The organism is Mucilaginibacter ginsenosidivorax (assembly GCF_007971525.1).
Classification (GTDB): domain Bacteria; phylum Bacteroidota; class Bacteroidia; order Sphingobacteriales; family Sphingobacteriaceae; genus Mucilaginibacter; species Mucilaginibacter ginsenosidivorax.
Genome location: NZ_CP042437.1, coordinates 3356363 through 3379219, shown reverse-complemented (window position 1 = coordinate 3379219; position 22857 = coordinate 3356363). Strand labels below are relative to the sequence as shown.

The window sequence follows — 22857 nt, the reverse complement described above, 5'->3', positions numbered from 1 at the left end:
GACTCTTGATTCTTGTCTCTCTTAAAAAAAGTCTATGAAAAAACTATTGCCGGCGCTGCTGCTCCTGGCTGCAGCCTGCAAACAAAAAGAGTATAATGCCGATTTGTTGATAAAAAACGCGGTTGTTTATACCGTTGATAGTGCCTTTACTACAGCCAACGCGTTTGTGGTAAGCAAAGGTAAAATTGTAGCCGTTGGCAACGCAGATACGTTGGAGCAAAAATACCTGGCCCATGAAGTGATTGATGCCAAAGGCGCTGCCGTTTATCCTGGCTTTATTGATGCCCATGCCCATTTTTATGAATATGGATTAGGCCTGCAGGAAGTAAACCTGGATGGCACCAAAAGCTGGGGCGAGGTGGTTGATTCTGTTCAGGCTTACGCCACACGCAACCCTGATGGCTGGATTATCGGCCGGGGCTGGGACCAAAACGATTGGGCTAAAAAACAGTTTCCCGACAAAGCCAAACTGGATAGCCTGTTCCCGGTACGCCCTGTAATATTGAGCCGGGTTGATGGGCATGCTGTTATTGCCAACCAGGCGGCATTAAACATAGCAGGCGTAAAACCCGGTCAAGCCATAACCGGCGGCGAGATAGAAACTATCAACGGAAAACTCACCGGCATCCTGGTTGATAACGCCGTAGGCATTGTTACCCGCAAGGTGCCCGAACCAACAGCTCCTGTTGTGGAGAATGCCCTGCTATCGGCACAAAAAAACTGTTTTGCCGTTGGTTTAACCACGGTTGATGATTGCGGGTTGCCCTATACCATGATTAACACCATTGCCGATTTGCAGCATAAAGGATCATTAAAAATGCGCATGTATGTCATGTTATCAGACAGGCCGGAGAATTACGATTACCTGTTTAAACGTGGCGCGTTTAAATCGCCCGGCCTGAATGTTCGCGCATTTAAAGTTTATGCCGACGGCGCCCTGGGCTCCCGCGGGGCCTGTTTACTGAAACCTTATGCCGATCAGCCCAGGTGGAACGGTTTTTTGCTGAGCAGCCAAGCCCATTTTGAGGAGGTAGCAAAAAAAATAGCGGCCAAAGGCTTCCAGATGTGCACCCATGCCATCGGCGATTCGGCCAACAGGGTAATGTTAAAAATATATGCATCTGTTTTAAAAGGCAAAAACGATCGCCGCTGGAGGATAGAGCATTCGCAGATTGTTGCGCCGGAGGATGTTAAACTTTTTGGCGATAACAGCATTATCCCATCCGTACAACCCACACACGCTACATCAGACATGTACTGGGCAGGTAAACGCCTGGGCGATAAAAGACTGAGATCGTCGGGCTACATTTATAAAACGCTGTTACAACAAAACGGATGGATTCCGCTGGGAACAGATTTCCCGGTAGAAAACATTAACCCCATGTATACGTTTTATGCAGCGGTAGAGCGGCAGGATTTGAAGGGCTTCCCTGAACACGGCTTCCAGAAAGAAAATGCCTTGAGCCGTACCGAAGCATTAAGGGGAATAACTATTTGGGCTGCAAAAGCCAACTTTGAAGAAAAAGAAAAAGGCAGCATTGAGCCGGGCAAGTATGCCGATTTTGTAATACTGGATAAAGACATCATGAAGGTAAAAGGCGCCGAATTACCTATCGCTAAAGTAACCCAAACCTATATAAACGGAGTTAAAGTATATGATAAAAAATAAATGGGGCTGTGTTTCTGTAGTGTTGTTAGGGTTTGCATTATTTAATACCGCCTGCGCGCAAAATCCACCTTTTACCGGGCGTGCCTATGTTGCTGAAGAAAGATTGGTTCAAAACTCAACCGTTTTGCTCAACAACGCTCAATATACTATCCCGCTGCAAAAGCTGGAAGACTTAAAAATTGCCAGCGTGCATTTTACCAACCAATATGCCAGCGTTTTTGATAGCCTGCTTAACAAATACTGCAAAGTTGAGGTGTTTGATGGCAATGGCAAAAACATGAACGCCCTAGCTGCCGATTTAAAATGGTACAACACCATTGTTTTACAGGTAAATGATGCCGACCTGGGTAACCCGCTATTGTTAGATTTTATTACTACCAACCAAAAAATAAAACGGGTTATCATAGCTGCGTTTGGGAATGGAACACTGTTAAACAAACTAAATAATACAACAGTGCCGGTAATCTGGTCCGAAAGGGTATCGCCGGTATCGGCTTCATATGCAGCACAGGCCATATTTGGCGGCGTGGCCGTTACGCAAAAATTAGCCAAAACCTACTCGCCTGTTTATAGCAGCGGAATGGGTTTTGTTAGCCAGCAAACCAGGCTGCAATACAGCGTACCCGAAGATGTAGGTATTAACTCCAACAACCTGCAGGAGATTGACCAGATAGCCCGCGAGGCCATTACCCAGCATGCCACTCCTGGCTGCGTAGTATTGGTTGCCAAAGATGGCAAGGTGATATTTAACAAAGCCTACGGCTACCACACCTACGACAATGTAACGCCCGATAAGCTGACCGATATCTTCGACCTGGCCTCCATGACCAAAATATCGGCTACCACTGTGGAGACTATGCAACTGGTTGACCAGGGCAAGCTAAGTGTTGAAAACAACTTAGGCGATTACCTGCCCCTGGCCCGCACCAGCAATAAAAACGATGTAAAATTACGCGAGGTATTGCTGCACCAGGCCGGTTTTATTCCCGATATCCAATCATTTGAAAAGGTAAAACCCTCCGATCATAGTACCGATTCTTCGGCAGCCTACCCTACCAGGGTATCTGAACATTATTTTTTGCGGAAGGATTATTTTAAAGATGTAATGCTGCCCGATATGCTCAGTTCGCCACTGAAAACCCGCGGGCAGTATGTGTACAGCGATGTAAGCATGTTGTTTATGCAGGAGGTGGTAGAAAGCATCACCTCCGTTCCCGAGAATGTGTATGTGCAGCAGCAGTTTTATACGCCGCTGGGTATGCAAACAGCCGGTTTTTTACCGTTGCACAGGTTTAGCCAGGCACAAATCATACCTACCGAAAATGACCAGGAGTACCGCATGAGTTTATTGGATGGCTACGTGCATGACCCTACTGCCGCACTTAAAGGCGGCGTTGCCGGCCATGCCGGCCTGTTCGCCGGCGCCAATGATGTAGCCATACTATACCAGATGCTGCTGAACAAGGGCACCTACGGCGGCGTGCAATATTTTAAGCCCGAGGTGGTAGACCTTTTTACCTCCAAACAATCCCCCGTAAGCAGGCGAGGCTTGGGTTTCGACCGCTGGGACCCAATTGCCGACAGGCACTACCCATCTAAACTGGCTTCTGACCAAACCTTTGGCCACACGGGCTTTACAGGCACCTGCGTATGGGTTGATCCTAAGTACAACCTGGTGTACATCTTCTTATCCAACCGGGTAAACCCAAATGTGGGCAGCAAGCTGGGCAGCCTTAACATCCGCCCCAGGATACAGGATGTTGTGTACGAGGCTATCAATAAAGGGATGTAAGCAAGCCGGTGTTCGGGGCTTGGGTTGCCCGAACACCATTTTCTCAAAATTCGGGTTTTGTCCATGGTTTTTAAAGCCCTTAGCGATGGTAAAAAAGGCCTCCGTTATGCCACACCTGCAACCACACCTCACAATCCTATTGCCACATACCCAGTAGGCTCTTTACCACCCTGTTGGCAGCCGCCCAAAGTTTATTTCTCCTTTGCTCCATAGTTTACACCGGATTTACTGAATAAACGATAGCTGTTTTGCACAATACAAAACAGTTAGCATTCAACCCCGCAAGGCAGCATGGTAAACCCTGCCAAACCTTTCCTCTTTTTAATATAAAAATTTGTTCCGAAAACATTTAAGAATATTTTTATATTTAAATGCCTTAACCATTTGCTTAACAATGGCTTTACAAACCTCCTTATCGTTTAATTTATCATGTTTAATAACACCGCACTCGATGTAGTAATCGGACTGGTATTGGTATATCTTTTATACAGTCTGTTGATAACCATTCTTGGCGAATTACTGGCCACCTGGCTTGGCCTGCGTGCCCGTATCCTGCGTATATCCATCGAAAGGATGCTAAACGATGGCCTTGACCTAAAAAAAGCCGGCGATAAATGGCATAATAAAGTATCCTCGGCAATCTCGCGGTTCTTTTTAAAAGAGCCCCCCTCCTTTAGCAGTAGTTTTGCCGGCCTTTTTTATAATTATCCTTCTATTAAATACCTGGCCAAGCTTGAGCCCGCCCAGGCCTTTATCTTCGGGCAAACCAAACCATCTTATATAACACCCGACAACTTCGCGACAACGGCTATCAATATACTGTGCGATCACGGTACTGGCGCTACCAAATACGATCAGCTGGTATTCAGCCTTGAAAATAATACCCTATCCATCGAACCGGAAACCATTAAACAGCTACGGAACATTTACAATTTATCGGGTAAGGATTTGGATACCTATAAGGCCGGCCTCATAGCGTGGTATAATGAAACCCAGGATCGTACCAATGGCTGGTATAAGCGTAAGATAAGTTTTATCCTGTTTTGGGTGGGCTTTTTGCTGGCTTTTGCTTTTAATGTAGATAGTATTAAAATAGCCCATATTTTATCAAAGGATAAAGATGCCCGCACCCAGCTGGTAAATATGGGTATAGCCTTAACAAAAGACAGCGCCCGGTATAAAGGCTTTGTGAATGGAAACGATACAATACCCTCGCGCGCGGTGATAGACAGCGGCTTTGCCCGCGTATCAAAAGATATTGGTGCCGCAAACTTTATTTTGGGTTTAGGATGGGACTTTTCGGAGATAAAGATTGATAGTACGGTAACAGACGGTGTACCCGACTTCAAATATTACAAAAAATATCGGGCCGATATAAATGCCACAACCAAAAACATCCATGACATCCGCGCAATTGCAAGCAGGCGACGCGACAGTGTCGTCTCTTTAAAACAAGAAATTCGACGACTCGCTCAAGACACAACATTGAAAAAGCGGCAATTAAGTTACCTTAAACCCGCTGATCTTACAACCGCCAAAGCTATCCTGTTTAAAGAGATTGATAGCATCAGTAACAAATATGTAACGTTCTTTCACATCCAATCCAACATAAAAACAGATTCGGATAAAATCATCCCTCAAATAACGCTTTTAAATAATGTAAGAGATAGCGTAAACAAAAAAGCGGGTAAGAGATATATCAGCCTGCTATCGGTCAAGTACGATGATGCAAAACAGGTTGCTGTGATCACCGGCACCCGGCACCTCTCCTTCGGAGAAAAAACAGGAAAATTTTTTTGTACCGGACTTTTTAGCTGGAGTTTCTGGGGCTTTATTATTACCGGCTTTGCTTTATCGTTGGGGGCACCTTTTTGGTTTGGGCTATTAAATAAACTGGTTGCACTAAGGGGCGCGGGTGTAAAACCAAAGGACGATACGGATTTGCTTGCCGATCCTGCGGCAGCTAAGGCCGACAAACCGGAAGTAGAAAAGCCAATTGTTATCCAAAAGCTTATCGACACCGACCCTGTTGCAAGCGCGGTGCGGGAGTTGAGGTATAGGTATGGAAATTACCCGGGGGTTTTAAGTATAGGGCAGGGTTTTAAATGGGTAACGGAAAAGGTGGATGGAAAAGACAAAGAAAGCAAGGTTGAAGCTGTTGAAATACATGTTATTGGCAACGTGTTGGCAACTATGCAGGCGGAAATAAAAGACGGCAATTACCACGGTGTTCCCGTTAACGTTATGGCCAATACAATTATTACTGCTCATTTAAATGCGGGCGATACTATTGTAAATCAAACCAGCATTGGTACCCTGGGTTGCTTTGTAAAAAACAAAAAGACAACCGGCAAAATCTATTTAATGTCTTGCTGGCATGTTCTGAAACATAAAAACGATATGATTGACAGCGGACTAAATACAGGTGTAGCCAAGGTATTAGAAGGAGCCATAGGCCCAACCATGGATATAGGGTTTGCGGAGATACTAATAAGCGGACAATTTGATAATACTTTAATCAAGATATCACAGGATTTTAGGGCCGTTACTTTAAATGACGCAAAAAACGAACTTCCAGTCTTTTTCCATGGTGCATTTTTAGGCAGGCAAAGTGATGCTGTGATCTATAACCACGTAGTTGATGATCAAAAAATATTTCATTCAGATACGGGTCAAAACCATTTGATGAGCGATTTATTTAGTATTACCAGGTATAAGCCTAACACCAAAATACCCGAATCGCCGTCCAGCAAAGGCGATTCTGGCGCCGTGGTTGTTGACAAAGAAGGACACCCAGTTGGCATTGTTGTGGGAGGAGACGAAAGCTTCACCTATGTTGTAAAACTGTCAAACGTATTTGCCCCTAATTCGCCATATTCTACGTACTATATTCCTTTTTAATTATTAGCTATGAAAAAAATCCACCCAACCTTAATTTTTCTTTTATTTACACAGAGTTTATTTGCGCAAACAAAAATAATTTTTAACTTATCAGATAAATCTGTTTCGGTAAATAACAAAATAATTACGAAAGACGCCTTTACTATTGATGTAAAAAAGGGAGATCATATTGAAATCGGAATAGAAAAAGCAGGCAGTAAACCCTATAGCGTTGATCTTGTAACCAGTACAGATAAAATCACTTTAAGTCAAAATGATTTTAAAACCGGTAATATCCTAACAGATAATACACTAAAATATAAAAGCCTTCAATTAGATAAAGGCTTCAACATAGCTATCAGCCAGGGAGATTTGTTTATTAAAAAAAACATCCAGCTCCACATTGTGGAAGCAAAAACTACAAAAAAAGATAGCAGTACTCCTAAAGGGAAAAACCCACCAAAATCTGACCAGGGGACTGCCGGTACAGCTGTAGCCCCACCTCCTGCTAAAAAAAAGGAGACAACTTACCAGCTTGGCTTTCCTTATTATGATGCCATCACTTTAACAAATTATAAAACAATAAGGCCAACTTTGTTAGACTCGATATTGGCTACATATACAATCCCCGCGGGCATTAATTCTCCGAAAGAAATTAATAAAGTGCTCGACAATCCGTTTTTTAAAATAAGCACCATAGCAGACGATTTGAAAACCAAACTCGAGGAGGGTCGTAAAAATGAAGGTAAAAACGATGGCCAAGCTGACGCACAAAGCGCCGAAACTATTGCCGCCAGCGTAGGGGCATCCATAGGGGGATTGGGTGTGACCACTTTTGCAGATGGCATATCTAAGTTCTTAATAAAACGCGGCAAGCAGGAATTAAGCTTAAGCTTTTTTGAAAAATTTAAAAAAGTGATCGACAATAATAAAGACCTCACAACACTATTCCCTGCTACATTTCCGTTACTTGACGCTATCGACGAGGATATTTATAACTACAGCGCCTATTTACAAAATCTTCGTGAGGCCTTTAAAAAAGACATCAATGCATTGCCAAAAAATCTTCCGGGCATTGTTGATAACCATACCGAGTATTTTAAAAAGCACGAAAAACTGGAAGCCGAGCTATTAGGGGCCTGTTATCTTGCCCTGCAGGTACAGTTAGAAGCACATCCGGGAGATATCCTGGCTAACATTCCGGATAGCATCCTTAATAAGTTTGATAATTTATCGGCCGACACTACCAAACATTATTTTAAAGGGTCAATCCAAACTTTACAATTGTTAAGCAACGCCCTGCGCGATACGGCGTCGGGCGAAAAAGCCGCTTACTGGGTTAATGCCTCGCAAATACGACGACTAACCAGTAACCCAGTAACTCTTGAAGTGTTTTTTGCTTTGCTTTATCAAAAAGCCATCATTGACTACCAGAGAATAGTGTATGATGATAAGCACACGTTAACAGCTATTTTTGACACGGTAGCCCCTATGATTAAAGCCAAACAACAAATATTGGCCGATTACAAGCAGTTTATTGCTGATTTTGGCACCAGGGCAGATCAGCTTAATAAAATGGTAAAAGCCGGTAAAAGTGAGCCCGATTCGGCATCTGTAGAAAAATATGCGGCTTATTTTAAGGCCACAGTTGGCATATTGGAGCAAGCCAGCGATGTTGGAAATTTGCCGTTTCCGGTAGGTAACTCAAAAACCATTTACGCCGCTTTAAAAACAAAAGACTTTCACCAAAAGTTTAAACCATACTTTGACATATCTAACAATATTGCAGATATGGCGGTAGATATAAGCAATAAAAACTATTCCTCTGCAATTAACAACGCTGTATTAGTTTACAATAGCATATTAACAAAACCACTTACCCAGGAAGCTACTGCGGCACAAACACAGAAAGCAAATTTAAAAGCCGGGCCAAAACTGGATTCGGCAGCAAAAGCAAGCAAAATTGCTACCGCCCAGGCTGATACTGTTAAAAGCAAAATGACCGAATTTGTAAAATACGGCAGTTTCATGGCGGCGGTAGCCACTGCCAAAACAAGCGATGACGTCGAAAACGCAATTGAAGCTGCCGCCTTACCGGTAGGCAGCTACTCTATCAAGCAAAAATCAGAATTCAATATATCATTGAATGGATACGTTGGTTATGCCTGGGATTTTACGAAGCTACCGGGTAAGAGCAATAACCGTCTTTTTGCTAATGGCATCTACGCTCCTGTGGGTTTTTCGGGCAGTGTGGGTTTACATGGCGGAAAATGCGGCGCGCTCACACTTTTTGCATCATTAATTGATGTGGGCAGCCTGGTATCCTATAATTTGAAAGGCGATACCACCGCCAGTAAGCTTAAACAAGATATAAGGCTTGAAAGCATTATATCGCCATCGGCACAACTATTTTATGAAATACCCAAATGGCCGCTGGCATTTGGTTTTGGCTGGCGCAGAACGCCCAAACTGTTTTTCTCAAAAGATAGCGGTTTTACTGTGGTGCAGCCTCAAAGCGTTTTTAATGTTAGTATATTGATAGATATACCTATAACCACACTTTTTAATACACCGCACAAGGTGAAATAGGGACTGCAAACCACGCCAAGGTATTAAATACCATACCGCTGCGAAGTTTTAAAAACTTCGCCAGGTTTGCCTTTTTCAAAATTCCCGCCATTGTTATAGTTGCCTCCACTGTTTTTAATCTTGATCTTGGCAGAAACCAAGTAAGTTGCTCCTTATTTACAAGCTTTTCTCCCAGATATTGCCAGCCGGTTTACCAAGCTAATTTTTACTAACAGCTACAGTCCACCCTCATTTTCAATACTTCATCGACAGATATCAACAATTGGGCGATACATTTTAGCCCGGAAACATGGATATGAATACTTTCAGCTAATAATCACGCTCAAATAATTATTGATATCATGGAAAGAAAAACTTTTTTAACCAGCGGGCTTGCGGCATTAGGCTTTGCCGCTATCGCCCCGCTTGCCAATTCCTGCAAAAAGGAAAGCACAGGTACCACAACTACCAGTACCACAACAACTACCACCACCACCACGGGCGGTACCACCAGCAGCTCATGTACTACAGGGGCTACAGAAACAGCCGGACCCTACCCTACTATCACGCCATCAAGCTACGTCAGGAGCAATATTGTTGACGGGCAATCGGGCGTGCCTTTAACTATTAAACTCTCGTTTACCAATACCAATAGCAGCTGCGCGGCATTAACGGGGGCCCTGGTAGACATTTGGCATTGTACCGCGCTGGGCTATTATTCTGAATACACCGATACCCCCGGCGGTGGCTATGCTACTGTTGATTACACATCGTCGCATTTTTTGCGTGGGCGGCAAACCACCGATAGTACTGGCCTGGTTACGTTTACCAGTATTTTTCCGGGCTGGTACTCTCCGCGGGCCCCGCACATTCATGTACACGTATATAACTCGTCGGGCACGTCGTTACTCATCACGCAGATTGCTTTCCCTACGGATGTTTGCAATACCGTTTATACCACCGCAACTGATTATAAGGCGCGAGGCGTTCAGGATACGGCAAACACCGCGGATATGGTTTTCAGCGATTCGCTTGCCACCGAACTATCAACCGTTACAGGTAGTGTTTCGGCCGGATACGTGCTTACCATAAGCATTGGCGTTGCCGCCTGATTTACTGCAAATATTAAAACAGTCTACCTGTTTACACCCCCCAAAGAGGCGATTGCATGATTTGTGCAATCGCCCGGAAGGGTTGTTTATACACAACCTAAAAAACTATTTCTTAATCAGCAATTTAAAAACCCATATGATCCCGCAATCCAAAGGCAAGATGTTTTTATCAGACGAACGCGGACTAACCCAGCATGACTGGTACCGCAGTTATCACACTTTCAATTTCGGCAGTTATAATAACGGCCATAAGCACCCATTTAGCGATTTGTACGTTTTAAATGACGATACACTGGCCGCAGAAGAAAGCATCAGGATGAGCGTGAAAGAACACACGGCCGTTTTGCTCATCCCGGTTGTTGGCGCCATAGGATGCCGGGACCATAACGGCGACCATATAATGATAGAACCCGGCATGGTGCAACTATTGGCACTACCGCCAGGCTCGGGATTCCAGGTTAATAATCCGTACAAAAAAGAGACTGACCTTGTTAACTTTTTGCAGCTCTGGATCAAAATAAAAACACCGGCGAACCAGGATTTCTGTTTCGATTTACCCTCAAACCGGAACCAGCTAACCGAAATTTTCGGGCTTGGAAACACCATTGGCTACATGGGCCAGTTTGATGGCCGTGCCGAAACCACTCTTTGCGTAAGCAAACCGGGAAACGCCCTATTTGCCTACGTTATTGAGGGTGCGTTTGAAGTTCAGTACCGCCTGATGCATGCCAGGGACGGGCTGGTTTTATGGGATTTGGAAGAGGCCGAGCTGGAAGCGCTATCAAATAACGCCATCATTATGCTGATTGAGATTACCCCACAATGAGCACGGCGGCTTATCATGGCACCCGGCTAAAAACAGATACCGGAATAACGCCGTCAGGGCGGGGCGGCACATGCCAGGTTAGTTTATCGCCATCGAGGGTAAAGCTGCTTACACGGGTGGTTTCGTCCCAGTTGGGGAAAGATGCCCGATCGGTATGAAAAGTGATGGTATTTTTCACCGGGTCGACGTTGTAGGTTCCAAAATGGCAACTGGCACTTAAAAGTGCCGCCTGGTACTCCTCGGGAGTGCCTTTCGCCCGGTCGCCCGAGGCGAATTTGGTTCGGTCCGACCGAAATATTTCTACCACATAATGCCCGTCGGCAGTAAAAATGGCGATACCATGGGGATTGGGGCCATAGTCGGGCTGCCGGGTGCCGTCAGCAAGTATCTTGTCGGCCGCGGTGAGGCGCCAGGTACCCACAAGTAGTTTGGATTGTGAAAAGGCCGGCATTGTTCCAAAAGCCAGCGCAATTAATAAAAGGCCTTTTTTTAAGGCGATGGTTTGTTTTTTCATGACATTGCTTTTTTGTTGATCAAAGCTGTCTATTGCAAACCGGCTCCAATAATATTTTCGACGCGGGTGGTTTTATCCTCTATGAATGCCACCATTTATTCGACGCGAGCGCTGCGCGCCACATTGTGGCCGGGGGCCTTACTTTTTAAGGTGAATACCGGGAATAATAATCCTGCCGTATAATAAACCACATAGACAGGTAAAAACCCAGGAATTTGTGCTTGTTGTAAAGTATTATTTGCTGATATAAACTGGAAGCTTATCGGCCATAGCCGCTTTAACAACCTGTTCTAAAGCTGTTTTGTTAACCGGTTTAATAATAAAGCCCGAAACCATTTCAAGATCGGTTGCCCGCTGGTGATCATGAGGGTCGATAGACGCGCTCACTAAATAAATTACAACTTTTTTTGACAGGTCCGGGGCCAGCCGGGCAAAACGTTCAATAAATCCCCATCCGTTAAGTATAGGCATATTAATATCCAGCAGGATAAGCTCGGGTAACATATCGGGTTTATCTTTAAACAACTTAAAGTACTCGAGCGCGGCCTTCCCGTTTTCAAAGGTGACCGTTTTTTTTGCTATCTTATAATTAAAAATCATAATCTCCGACATCAGGCGGGCGATGCTGTCGTCGTCAATTACACAAGCAAGGTTAAAGTCATACATATCAACCTTAAATTCAAAAAGCGAACCAATTTAAATATGCCCTGTCTTAAGCGGAATTTGCTGGCAAAAAGTGTGGATACCGGGATAAAGTTTAACTATTGGGTAAATAAATTCCCGCCTGGTGCTTTAGCAGGCTATCTTTATTTATAGATAGGGATTCACAAGGGCCCTTTGAAATAAAGCGGGATGCCCTTTAAAATACAGGAATGATTTATTATGTGCACCGCGTTAAAGCTTGATACTAACTTTTGTTCCTGTTTTAGCCGCCAGGTATATCGCATCAATTATCTTCAGATCTTTTACGGCTTCTTCGCCGTCAATGGGTACAACAGGTTGTTTGTTTTGGAAAATGATGCCCGCCATTTGGTCCATCTGCACCGTTTGATGAACGGTAACGGGTTGGGTCAGTTCGCCTTTGTGTGTGTGCCCCATAATGGGGCCGTAGCCGGTGGACGGCAGTAGCTCTGCAAACCCTTTTTCTCCGTTCAGGAAAAAACGATCGAGGTTGTTCATGGTGTACGTTGATAGGCAGGACGCCACAGCCCCACTGGGAAAGCCAAGCTGAAACTGAATAGTTTCATCAACGCCCTCCTTAAATTTTACATTATCGGTTTTAGTTTCCTGCGCCGTAACCCAAACCGGGTCTTCGCCGGTCATATACCGCGAACCATTGATGGCATAAATACCAATATCCATTATAGATCCTCCACCGGATAGTTGTTTGTTCAACCGCCATTGCGTAGGGTCGCCTATGGTAAAGCCGCATAACCCCTGGAAGAAAAGAATCTTTCCAAACTCACCGGCTTTTCTCATCCTGATCACCTCCAGCGTTTTGGGTTCAAAATGCATCCGGTAGCCTACAAGTAATTTCACGTTAGCTTTTTTACAGGCGTCAACCATCTCCTGCCCTTCACGGGCATTCACAGCCATTGGCTTTTCGCAAATAGCATGCTTACCCGCTTTGGCCACACGTATTACCTGGTCATGATGCAATCCGTTTGGTGTTATCACATAAACCGCATCTATATCGGGATTGCTTTTTATGTTATCAAAGTTTTCGTAATTGTAACAGTTTTTCTCCGGTATCTTATACTTGCTTTGCCACTCTTTAACTTTTGAGGGGGTGCCGCTAATAACACCAACCAGTTTGGCCTTTGTGCAGGTTTGCATGGCTTCGGCAACGCGGGTTCCGTAGCTGCCAAGGCCCATAATGGCCACGCGCAGTACCGGCCCGTCATAAATTTCGTTATGATGATCTGTACCATTTGCCCATCCCGAAATTGGTGCAAGGTGCAATGCTAAGGCCGATAGCCCAATTTTTTGTAAAAAGTCGCGGCGTGAATTCATAACCTGGTTGTTTAGTTTATTTGGCGATCACAAATTACTCATTTCTTTAAATACTTTAACAGGCTGGGTAAGTTTATGTTTCTGCTGCAATTACCTTGTTACAATTGAAAATAACAGCCGGCAACATTTATAGGTTAAAGCTTGCCCTACCGGGAGAAAATAGGGGTATTGATAAAAACAAAGCGGCAGGTAAACCTACCCGCCGCTTTGATCATCTAAAATAAGAAAATTAAAACTGCCTATTTATAATCAGGATTTTGAACCAATACACCGCCACTTTTGTCAATTTCTGTTTGTGGCAGTGGCCATTTGTAAAACTTATCTTCAAAGTGATAAACAATGAGGGATGTTTTAACATTATTTAAAATGTCGCCTGCAATATGCCACCTCAACAAATCGTAATGACGCAGGCCTTCAAAAGCAAGCTCAATCCTCCGCTCATGTCTTATCCTTTCCCGCATTTGCGCCTGGGTATACCCGGCCGGATACGGAGGCATACCTACACGCGCTCTCAAATCGGCCATTGCTTTATAAACATTTGCATCGGGGCCAACTACTTCGTTCTGCGCCTCGGCATACATCAGCATTACTTCGGCTAAGCGCAGTATAACGGCATCCTGCTGGCTAAGGGTAGAAAAACCATACGGCATGTTATTAGGTTCTAAAAACTTAATAGTGCCATAACCAGTAGGGCGCTGATTTGAGGGATGGTACACTTTTCCCGGTCCAAAATAAACAGAATCGGCATATACCGTTTTACGTAGCCTTGGGTCGCGGTTATTAAACTGGTTTTTTGTATCGGTAAGCGGCGATGTACCATATGGCAAACCATCGGTACATTCAAAAGCGTCAACCATGTTTTGCAGCGGGGCGCAGGCATCGTAGTCTCCATAATATAAATCCCAGGGAGCTGTATTATTGGGCGACAAAAAGTTAACAGAGAAAATGATCTCGGTATTATTTTTTTGTGTTGCGTCTCTGAATACATCTTCAAAATTTGCGCTCAGTTTGTATTGCCCCATCAAATCCTGGCAAATATCCCTCACCTGCATCAAAATAGCAGGATCGGGCGTGCCGGTTTTGCCATAAGCAGCAAATAACAGCACCCGCGCTTTTAAGGCCTTTGCCGATGAAGCGGCAGCGTGCCCTCCATTGGCATAATACGCGGCTGTGTTCAAATTGGCAATACTATAGTCCAGGTCGGCCGTTATCTGGGTTAGCACCTGGGCGGCAGGTACTTTGGGCTGTTTTTGGGTAGACAGATCAATCGGCTGTAAAACCAACGGCACATCGCCATAAATACTATATAACTGAAAATAGAAAAAGGCCCTTATAAACCTTACTTCGCCTTCATACACTTTTCTTTGCGCATCAGAGATATCGGACCCTTTGTAGTTGCCCAAATTTTGTAAAAACAAATTGACCCTGGCAATACCTGTATAACTATCGTTATAAATGGCTGTTTCATAGCCTCCTGTGGTAGGGTTAAAGTTGCCCTGAACAAAATCCTTTGAACTGCCCGAATTAAACTGGTTATAGCCATTATCGGTAAAGCAATCTCTGAAACCCATGCCTACGGCAAATTCTTCTGGTTGCAAAGAGGCATAAACTGCGGCAAGCGCCTGATCAAAATCACCTTTTGATTTATAAAATGTGGAGGTGGCTATCTGATCCAAAGGATTTAACTCCAGCGTTTTTTTACATGCACCTAAAAACAGGGATGTTATTAATATGGTTGTTATTATAATACGATTTTTCATGTTAGGCTAATTAAAAAGTGACATTTACACCAAAAGAGTATATTTTATTTTGCGGGTACTGTACCAGGTCGCCGCTGCCGTAACGTTCAGGGTCAAGACCTTTGAATTTGGTTATGGTAAATAAATTGTCGCCGGCAAAGTAAAGCCTTACCCTGTTGATGCCTATACTTTTGGTCATCTTAGCGGGGAGTGTATAGCCAAACACTAAATTTTTAAGCCTTAAATATGATGCATCCTGTAAAAAGAAAGTTGATGGGCGGGTAATTTTATCCGGGGCACCTTGTCCCCAATATATCCGCGGCATAGTGGTTGAAGGATTTGCGGGGGTCCAGCGGTTTATCCAGTCTGTTGTTGGGGCTGTACCTTGTACAAAAGGTAAGGTTCCCCAGCCAGATACGTATGATTTATCACCATAAACGCCCTGCATCATAGCCGTCAGGTCAAAGCCTTTAAAGCTGGCCGATAGGTTAAACGAATAGTTTAATTTAGGATAAACACCGCCTATAATGGTGCGGTCGTTCTGGTCAATTTTGCCATCGCCATTTACATCTTTATATTTCAGGTCGCCGGGTAAGGTGTTGTCATTATACTGTTTGGGCGAGCTGGCCACTTCTGCCGCTGTTTGAAATATACCCACCACCTGCAGCATATAAAATGAATTCCAGGGCTGGCCGTTTTGATTAATAGTATAACCGCCAATTTCTGTTTGGCCAAATTGTACCAGCTTGTTGGTGTTATGATCAACATTAACACCTAAATTGTATGCAAAGCCGTTTAAAGCACCATCGCGTATAACGTTATTATAAGCAAGGCCAAGCTCTACACCGCGGTTGTTAACAACGCCGTTGTTAATAATTGGCGGGCTTAAACCTACAACACCTGTTACCTGTGAGTACCTTAAAATGTTAGATGTTGTTTTATTATACCAATCGGCCGTCAAATTAAAATTCCTGAAAATAGTTACGTCCAAACCCACATCGGTCATGGTGGTAGTTTCCCATTTAATAGAAGGGTTATTCAATGCCTGTTGGGCTACACCGGTTGTTAAGGTTGAGTTATCAAAAGAGTAGGCTCCGGTAAGGTTCAGCAACGCCTGGAAAGGATAGTTACCAATATTTTGGTTACCCAACTGCCCCCACGAACCGCGTAATTTAAAATTATCCAGCCATGTTAAATTTAGTGCCTTTACAAATGGTTCTTCGGTAGCGCGCCAACCTGCAGAAAACGATGGAAATATGGCCCATTTATTAGCATCAGGAAATCTTGAGCTGCCATCATCGCGAATATTAGCCTCTAATAAATACCGGCCTTTATAATCATAATTCAGGCGGCCGAAGTATGACATTAAAGCCCATTGATTTGATGTACCGTAGGCGCTTTGTATATCCGCACCGCCTGCGTTTAATTCCTGAAGCTGATCGCTCGAGAAATTTTTACGGTAACCCTGCAAATATTGGTACTTGCTTTGCTCAATGCTGTAGCCAAACTGTGCCTTAATATTATGACCATGAAAATCATGATTATAGTTTAAGTAGCTATAAAGGTTTGTGTATACGGTTTGCTCATCCTGATCGGTTAATCCACGCCCCAAATCGAGCGATGTTTGCAATTGGTTGGTTTTAAAATTGTACTCGTCTATGGTCGATTTATAGTCCTTGTACTTATCCATGTTCATATTTACCGAACCCTTGGTGTACCAGGAAAAATCTTTGCTGAATTGTACTTCGAACCATCCCTGGGCGTTTACGGCATAATCATTGGTTACACGTGTAAAGTTTTTGTCAAGTTCGGCAACAGGGTTTTTGTTGTTGTACTCAAAATCATAGGCTTTATAGGTGTAGCGTCCGCTGCCATCAGTTAAATATGGCCCGTAAGTAGGCGCTTGCGACATGGCCGAAAGAAAAAGGTCCATGGAAGACCCATCCCATTGACTGGCCGATGAGGGGTTCCCCGCCACAGCATCTCTTGTACCTGATTTTAACAATACGTTGGCCCCGAATTTTATATGATCGTTAATCCTGGAGGTTAGGTTTATGCGGGCATTGTATCTTTTATAGTTAAAGCCCTTCATGATACCATTCTGATCGATGTAACCTAATGAAACATTGTAGGTTGTTTTATCGGTACCGCCACTAAATGTAACGTTGTGGTTTTGGGTAGGTGCCGTTTTAAATATCAGGCTTAGCCAATCGGTATTTGGATAATGCAGCTTATCTGTACTGTTACGGTACAGGTCTATCTGATCCTGCGGGTAAAGAGAACCCGGATCGGTAATTCCACTGTTGATATGGGCTTCATTAAACAACTCCATGTACTGGGCCGAATTGGTGATCAGTTTAAACATCTTTGTGGGTTTATAAATACCCACGTTACCATCATAGGTAACTGACAGCTGCCCTGCCTTACCTTGCTTTGTTGTAACCAACACCACGCCATTTGCCGCCCTTGAACCATATATGGAGGCAGATGCCGCGTCTTTAAGAACGGATACATTGTCGATATCGGTAGGGTTAAGATCGCTGAAATTTCCCGGCACACCATCAATCAATATAAGCGGGTCTGATCCCGCGCCGCTAAATGTACCGTTACCACGGATGCGGATAGATACGTTCTCGTTACCCGGTTCGCCCGAGCCGGTATTTATCTGCACACCGGGCGCCAGGCCTTCCAGCATCGAGGCGGGATTAACCACCGGGCGCTTGTTTAGCGTTTCGCCGCTAACAGACGAAACAGCGCCGGTTAGGTTTACCTTTTTTTGTGTACCGTAACCCACAACAACCACCTCATTAAGTGCCGACGTTTGCTCTTTTAAAACCACATCAATTTTTGTTTGGCTGCCAACGGGTATTTCCTGGGCAACAAAGCCAATAAAACTAAAAACCAATACCGCTTTGCTATCGGGCACACTAACCGTATAATTACCATCAATTCCGGTTTGGGTACCAAGCTCAGATCCCTTTATTTTAATGGTAACACCGGGTAAGGGCAGGCCCTTATTATCTTTAACCTGGCCGGTAATGGTGATTGCCGCCACTGGTTTATATTCTTCGGTTTTGGGTGTTACCACAATAGTGGTATTATTAATTATGTAGGTAAACGGCTGGTCCTCGAAACATTTTTTTAAAGCATCTTCCAGGTCGGCGTTTTGCAGGTTTACATTTACAGGTACAGCCTTTTTCAGCATTTTGGCATTGTACAGCACGCTAAAGCCGGTTTGTTTGTGAATTTCCTTTAACGCCTCGGAAAGCGAAGCATTGCTTTTGTTCATGCTGATCTTTTGTGCATAGGTAGTGGCGGCACTAACCTGCAGTATAGAGATTAAGCATAAAAAGACCGACAATTTCATAATCAGAAATAATTTAGATTGGACGCGGGGCAGCTCCCTGCATCTAATTGCAGCGAAAATTTTATACATTTGAATGTTAGGTTAAATAATTGGTTATGAGAAAAATGATCATTAGTTTTTACCTGGCAGCTTCACAGCTTAATACCAGGGGCGGTACGAACGCTCCTGGTTATTATATACAGGTTAACATTATTGGCAGATACAGCTACTTCATAATGATTACCCTCCTTCCCTCAATTTTATAGTGAATAGTACGGGTTAATTGCATGTTATTTAAAAGTTCGGTTATGTTTTTGTACCGGGATATGGTACCTCCAAACTCGTTTTGCTGAACATCATCGCGATATTCCACCTCCACATCATACCAGCGGCTCACCTGTTTCATAATGTTTACAATGCTTTCGTCATGAAATACAAAAAAGCCCTTTATCCAGGCCAGGTTTTCTTCGGTATCGGCCCGGCTAACTTTAATGGCGGCCCCGTTTTCTGCGGTCGTTCCCTGTTGCCCCGGCGCCAGCATTACCGCCGAGCCCGCATTCGACATTCTGACCGATCCTTCTATCAGCGTTGTGGTTATACCGGCATTATCGCTGTAAGCATTTACATTAAAATGGGTGCCCAATACCTGCACCTGCGTGCCGTTTGCTTTTACTATAAAAGGTTTTGCCTTGTTTTTTGCCACTTCAAAATAAGCCTCGCCCGTTAATTCAACCTGCCTGTCGGCACCGGTAAAAGCCTGCGGAAACTTTATTGACGATGCCGCATTTAGCCATACTTTGGTACCATCTACCAGTTCAACTTTATACTGCCCGCCGCGTGGCGTGGTTATGGTGTTAAACTCTGGGGCTGTATTTATGGCAGTTTCGCCTGCCTTATTTTCAAAGCGATACACCAGCATGCCGTTGCCTGTTTTGCTTACTTTAACCCCGGTTTTTGCGGCAATCTCGCCGTTTTTAGCATCGTCAAGAATAATATTGGTGCCATTGGCCAGGGTAAGGTAGGCTTTGTTGCCGCCCGGCACTATTGGTTTGGGTTTTAGTTTGGTCACCACGGCCGATGCCTGTTGCTTTGGCTTTTCATTTTTTATGTAAAACAAGCCGGCAAACAAGGCTATCAGCAAAACAGCTGCTGCGGCCATCCAACGGTAGTGGGTATTTTTGCCCGGTGTTATTTTAACCACTTTGCGGCTATCGCTTAGTTTTTGCCAAATCCGGTCGCGGGCGTCCTTTTGATTAACCAAATCATCGGCCCAGTTGTCGTCAAGCAATTTCATTTCGTCGCTGTAGGCGTCAAGCAGTTCCTTTTCCGTGGGGCTGCACTGTCCGTTCATGTACTTTTGGTACAAAACCACAAACTCATCTTTGGTTATCATCAGGAATGTTTATTACAGGTTTACATATGATATGTGTAGATAACATTTAATCACACACATACTTTGTAACTTTTATTTTGCAGCATGTAAAACCTTAACATTATTTGCCTGCTTTTCATACTTTTACCCAACCAATTATGTTTAACTCCACGCTTAGCGACGCTGAACTTTGGGCTGCTATCCGCCATAATGACGAAGCCGCTTTTACCGCTCTGTTTGACCGGTACTGGGTGAGGCTTTACAAAACCGCGCAGGTTTACATTAAAGATCATGAGGTAAGCGAAGAAATTGTGCACGATGTTTTCCTGAACATCTGGAACCGCAGGGATGTGCTTGAGATCGAATCATTCCCGGCCTTTTTACTTACTGCCACCAGGTACCAGGTTTATAACCGGATGCGGTCGGCAAAATCGCCCGTTATTTTAGCGCCTGAAGGGTTGGATATAAGCGAGCCCCAGGATAGCAACGCGGGCGAGAGTCATATAATGATACAGGAGTTTCAGCAAGAGCTGGATCAATACCTGGTACAGCTACCCAGGCGCTGCCAGGAAATATTTTATTTAAGCCGTGTAAGACAACTCTCGAACCAGGAAATTGCCGGCCGGCTGGGTATATCAAAACGCACCGTCGAAAACCAGATCACGGTTGCCTTAAAGCACCTCAGGGTTTGCCTTAAACATGTGTCCTCCGCTATATTAATGATGTATCTTCTGAAGTAAATGGTTGTTGATTGTAGACAGGTTGTTTGAGTATTGCAGCAGGCTTTATAGTGAAAGCGCCAAAACGACCAGGTTCTGCGAAGAGAAATAAAAAGCGCCGCACTCTGAGCAGGCGCTGATTAATTAACTATTAACTGAAAGTATCTTCTTAACAATGAAGAAACCGGTAAAGAACGACGAGAGTGTGATGATTTGCCAGGGCAAACCTCCCTTGGGATTATAGTAGTAGTTTATTCATGCAGTTTAATTAGCCTTTTTAATTTTCAGCAGTGAAAATAGACTAAAACTCCTTTGTCAAGGCGCAAATATCGGCGAACAGGCCTTTTATATCGATGAGTTGCGTTTTGGGGCGTGACTGGCCAAAACACTACTTAATAGTTTCAGGGAAAGAATCTGCTTAAAGGCAAAACCATGGGATGGTTTATAATGAATACGCAGATGTATTGAATATAGCGGCACATCAATAAGCTTTTCTCAGCCTATCTGCAAATTCATCCGGCAGAGGGCTTTTTTCTATCGCAGCAGCCGCAGTTTCAACATCATACGAAGTCCGGATAAATTCCACATGGATGCCGTTATTGTTGCTGACGCCGCTTTTTTTGTTCAGGCTTAATATGACATAACAGACATCGGGATTACCATCTTTCGGTTTGCCTACCGAACCAATGTTGATAACGTGTTTGAAGTTTTGATCGCTGGCTTTAATAACGCGATGATAGGGCTTATGCGAATGGCCAACACATAATATGTCGGCGTTGGCCTCGTCCATCATTGCTAACACATAAGCCTCGTCAAAATCTTCCAAAACGTATTCGTCGACACTCCGGGTGCTGCCGTGGGCCAGCATTACATTTAACGGCCCATCAGTCAGCTTAAATTCAAGCCGAATGTGTGCCGGGAGCGTTGCAAGGTATTTGCGGTTCTCGTCATTAATCAAATGATAGGCGTGGCTTTTCCCCGGTTCGGTTAGGCTTTGGGCTGTGGTAGCCATTTTTTTCGGTTTCAGATCGTGGTTGCCGGCAAGGGTTGCAATGCCTCGTTTGCGTATTTGGGCAATTACCTCATTGGGCCAAACGTTGTATCCCACTAAATCGCCCAGGCAGTAAACCGTATCAACCCGGCGGCTGTCCAAATCGTTCAGGAAAGCTTCAAACGCCGGTAAATTGGCGTGAACATCTGAGAAAAGCGCAATTTTCATTATTGTACGGATATTTTTGCCGCATAATATTTTTTGCGGAAATAAAAAGCCAGGTTAACCAGGGCAATAAGGGCCGGTACCTCAACCAGCGGGCCAATAACCCCGGCAAATGCCTCGCCCGAGTTGATACCGAAAACACCAATGGCAACCGCTATGGCCAATTCAAAATTGTTACCGGTAGCGGTGAAAGCAATAGAAGTGCTGCGGGAGTAATCGGCCCCAAATGATTTGCCGATAAAAAAGCTCAGCACAAACATAATGGTAAAGTAAACAACCAATGGTATAGCTATGCGGATAACATCAAAAGGAATTTGAACAATAAGGTTCCCTTTCAGGCTAAACATCACCACAATAGTAAACAACAAGGCGACTAGTGTTATGGGCGATATAAAAGGAACATATTTGGTTTGAAACCAGGCCTCGCCTTTAATTTTAATAAGGGCATAACGGCTGATGATACCGGCCGCAAAGGGGATGCCTAAATAAATGCCCACGCTTTTGGCAATTTCGGCAATGGTAATATCTACAGCTAAGCCTTTTAGGCCAAATAGCGGCGGCAATACGGTAATAAACACATAGGCATAAACGCTATACAGCAATACCTGGAAAATACTGTTCAGGGCAATGAGGCCGGCCGCGTATTCGCGGTTGCCTTCAGCAAGTTCGTTCCAAACTACCACCATGGCAATACAGCGGGCCAGGCCTATCAGTATCAGCCCAACCATATAAGCAGGGTGATCGCGCAGTAAGGTTATGGCCAAAACAAACATCAGGATAGGCCCCACTATCCAGTTTAAAATTAAGGATGCACTTAATACTTTGGTATCTTTAAATACCTCGCCCATGTTTTCGTACTTCACTTTAGCAAGTGGTGGGTACATCATCAGGATTAGTCCTATAGCTAAAGGAATATTAGTGCTCCCGCTGGAGAACGAGTTGATAAAACCCGATGACGAAGGGATAAAATACCCCACGCCAACGCCTATGGCCATGGCAAGGAAGATCCACAGAGTAAGGTAACGATCAAGAAAACCTAATTTTTTACGCTCGGCCACTGGAGCGCAGTTATTTGCTGACATATTGATTTT

Annotated in this window: 15 protein-coding genes; 7 read left to right on the top strand and 8 right to left on the bottom strand. The window is 44.2% G+C overall.

Annotated elements, in window-relative coordinates; all coding sequences use genetic code 11:
- Positions 1–34: 34 nt before the first annotated feature.
- From FSB76_RS14125 to FSB76_RS14100, 6 genes are all read left to right on the top strand, one after another.
- Positions 35–1669, top strand: coding sequence for an amidohydrolase (locus FSB76_RS14125; protein ID WP_147054355.1), 1635 nt, complete (start codon positions 35–37; stop codon positions 1667–1669).
- Complete coding sequence (locus tag FSB76_RS14120; protein ID WP_147054353.1) at positions 1656–3461, top strand: serine hydrolase domain-containing protein; 1806 nt, start codon at positions 1656–1658, stop codon at positions 3459–3461. The genes FSB76_RS14125 and FSB76_RS14120 overlap by 14 nt, the downstream gene beginning before the upstream one ends.
- Before the next feature lie 429 nt (positions 3462–3890).
- Positions 3891–6362: a hypothetical protein gene (locus tag FSB76_RS14115; protein ID WP_147054351.1), complete on the top strand. Its 2472-nt coding sequence runs from the start codon at positions 3891–3893 to the stop codon at positions 6360–6362.
- Between the two features lie 9 nt (positions 6363–6371).
- On the top strand, positions 6372–8930 hold the full coding sequence (locus FSB76_RS14110) for a hypothetical protein (RefSeq protein ID WP_147054349.1): 2559 nt from the start codon (positions 6372–6374) through the stop codon (positions 8928–8930).
- Positions 8931–9271: 341 nt separating this feature from the next.
- Positions 9272–10021 (top strand): dioxygenase family protein, encoded by a 750-nt coding sequence (locus FSB76_RS14105; RefSeq protein WP_147054347.1) that lies wholly within the window; start codon positions 9272–9274, stop codon positions 10019–10021.
- A gap of 136 nt (positions 10022–10157) precedes the next feature.
- Entirely contained in the window at positions 10158–10847 is a 690-nt protein-coding gene (locus FSB76_RS14100) for a pirin family protein (protein ID WP_147054345.1), read from the top strand.
- Positions 10848–10860: 13 nt separating this feature from the next.
- Here the strand turns inward: FSB76_RS14100 and FSB76_RS14095 are convergent, their stop codons facing one another.
- From FSB76_RS14095 to FSB76_RS14070, 6 genes are all read right to left on the bottom strand, one after another.
- On the bottom strand, positions 10861–11361 hold the full coding sequence (locus tag FSB76_RS14095; protein ID WP_192910151.1) for a lipocalin-like domain-containing protein: 501 nt from the start codon (positions 11359–11361) through the stop codon (positions 10861–10863).
- Between the two features lie 234 nt (positions 11362–11595).
- Positions 11596–12027, bottom strand: a complete 432-nt coding sequence (locus FSB76_RS14090) for a response regulator (RefSeq protein ID WP_147054343.1) — start codon at positions 12025–12027, stop codon at positions 11596–11598.
- A gap of 228 nt (positions 12028–12255) precedes the next feature.
- Positions 12256–13374, bottom strand: a complete 1119-nt coding sequence (locus FSB76_RS14085; RefSeq protein ID WP_147054341.1) for a Gfo/Idh/MocA family protein — start codon at positions 13372–13374, stop codon at positions 12256–12258.
- Between the two features lie 239 nt (positions 13375–13613).
- Positions 13614–15134 carry a RagB/SusD family nutrient uptake outer membrane protein gene (locus tag FSB76_RS14080; protein WP_147054339.1) on the bottom strand — a complete coding sequence of 507 codons (1521 nt, stop codon included), beginning with the start codon at positions 15132–15134 and terminating at the stop codon, positions 13614–13616.
- A 10-nt stretch (positions 15135–15144) separates the two neighbouring features.
- Positions 15145–18480 carry a TonB-dependent receptor gene (locus tag FSB76_RS14075; protein ID WP_147054337.1) on the bottom strand — a complete coding sequence of 1112 codons (3336 nt, stop codon included), beginning with the start codon at positions 18478–18480 and terminating at the stop codon, positions 15145–15147.
- Positions 18481–18685: 205 nt separating this feature from the next.
- Positions 18686–19852 (bottom strand): FecR family protein, encoded by a 1167-nt coding sequence (locus tag FSB76_RS14070; protein ID WP_147054335.1) that lies wholly within the window; start codon positions 19850–19852, stop codon positions 18686–18688.
- A 137-nt stretch (positions 19853–19989) separates the two neighbouring features.
- On the opposite strand from FSB76_RS14070, the gene FSB76_RS14065 reads away from it, so the two are divergent.
- Positions 19990–20571 carry an RNA polymerase sigma factor gene (locus FSB76_RS14065; protein WP_147054333.1) on the top strand — a complete coding sequence of 194 codons (582 nt, stop codon included), beginning with the start codon at positions 19990–19992 and terminating at the stop codon, positions 20569–20571.
- Between the two features lie 460 nt (positions 20572–21031).
- On the opposite strand, the gene FSB76_RS14060 is transcribed toward FSB76_RS14065, so the two are convergent.
- Positions 21032–21769, bottom strand: a complete 738-nt coding sequence (locus tag FSB76_RS14060; RefSeq protein ID WP_147054331.1) for a metallophosphoesterase family protein — start codon at positions 21767–21769, stop codon at positions 21032–21034.
- The gene (arsB, locus tag FSB76_RS14055) at positions 21769–22848 is read right to left on the bottom strand and encodes an ACR3 family arsenite efflux transporter (RefSeq protein ID WP_147054329.1); all 1080 of its coding nucleotides are present in this window, start codon (positions 22846–22848) and stop codon (positions 21769–21771) included. The genes FSB76_RS14060 and arsB overlap by 1 nt, the downstream gene beginning before the upstream one ends.
- Positions 22849–22857 lie beyond the last annotated feature (9 nt).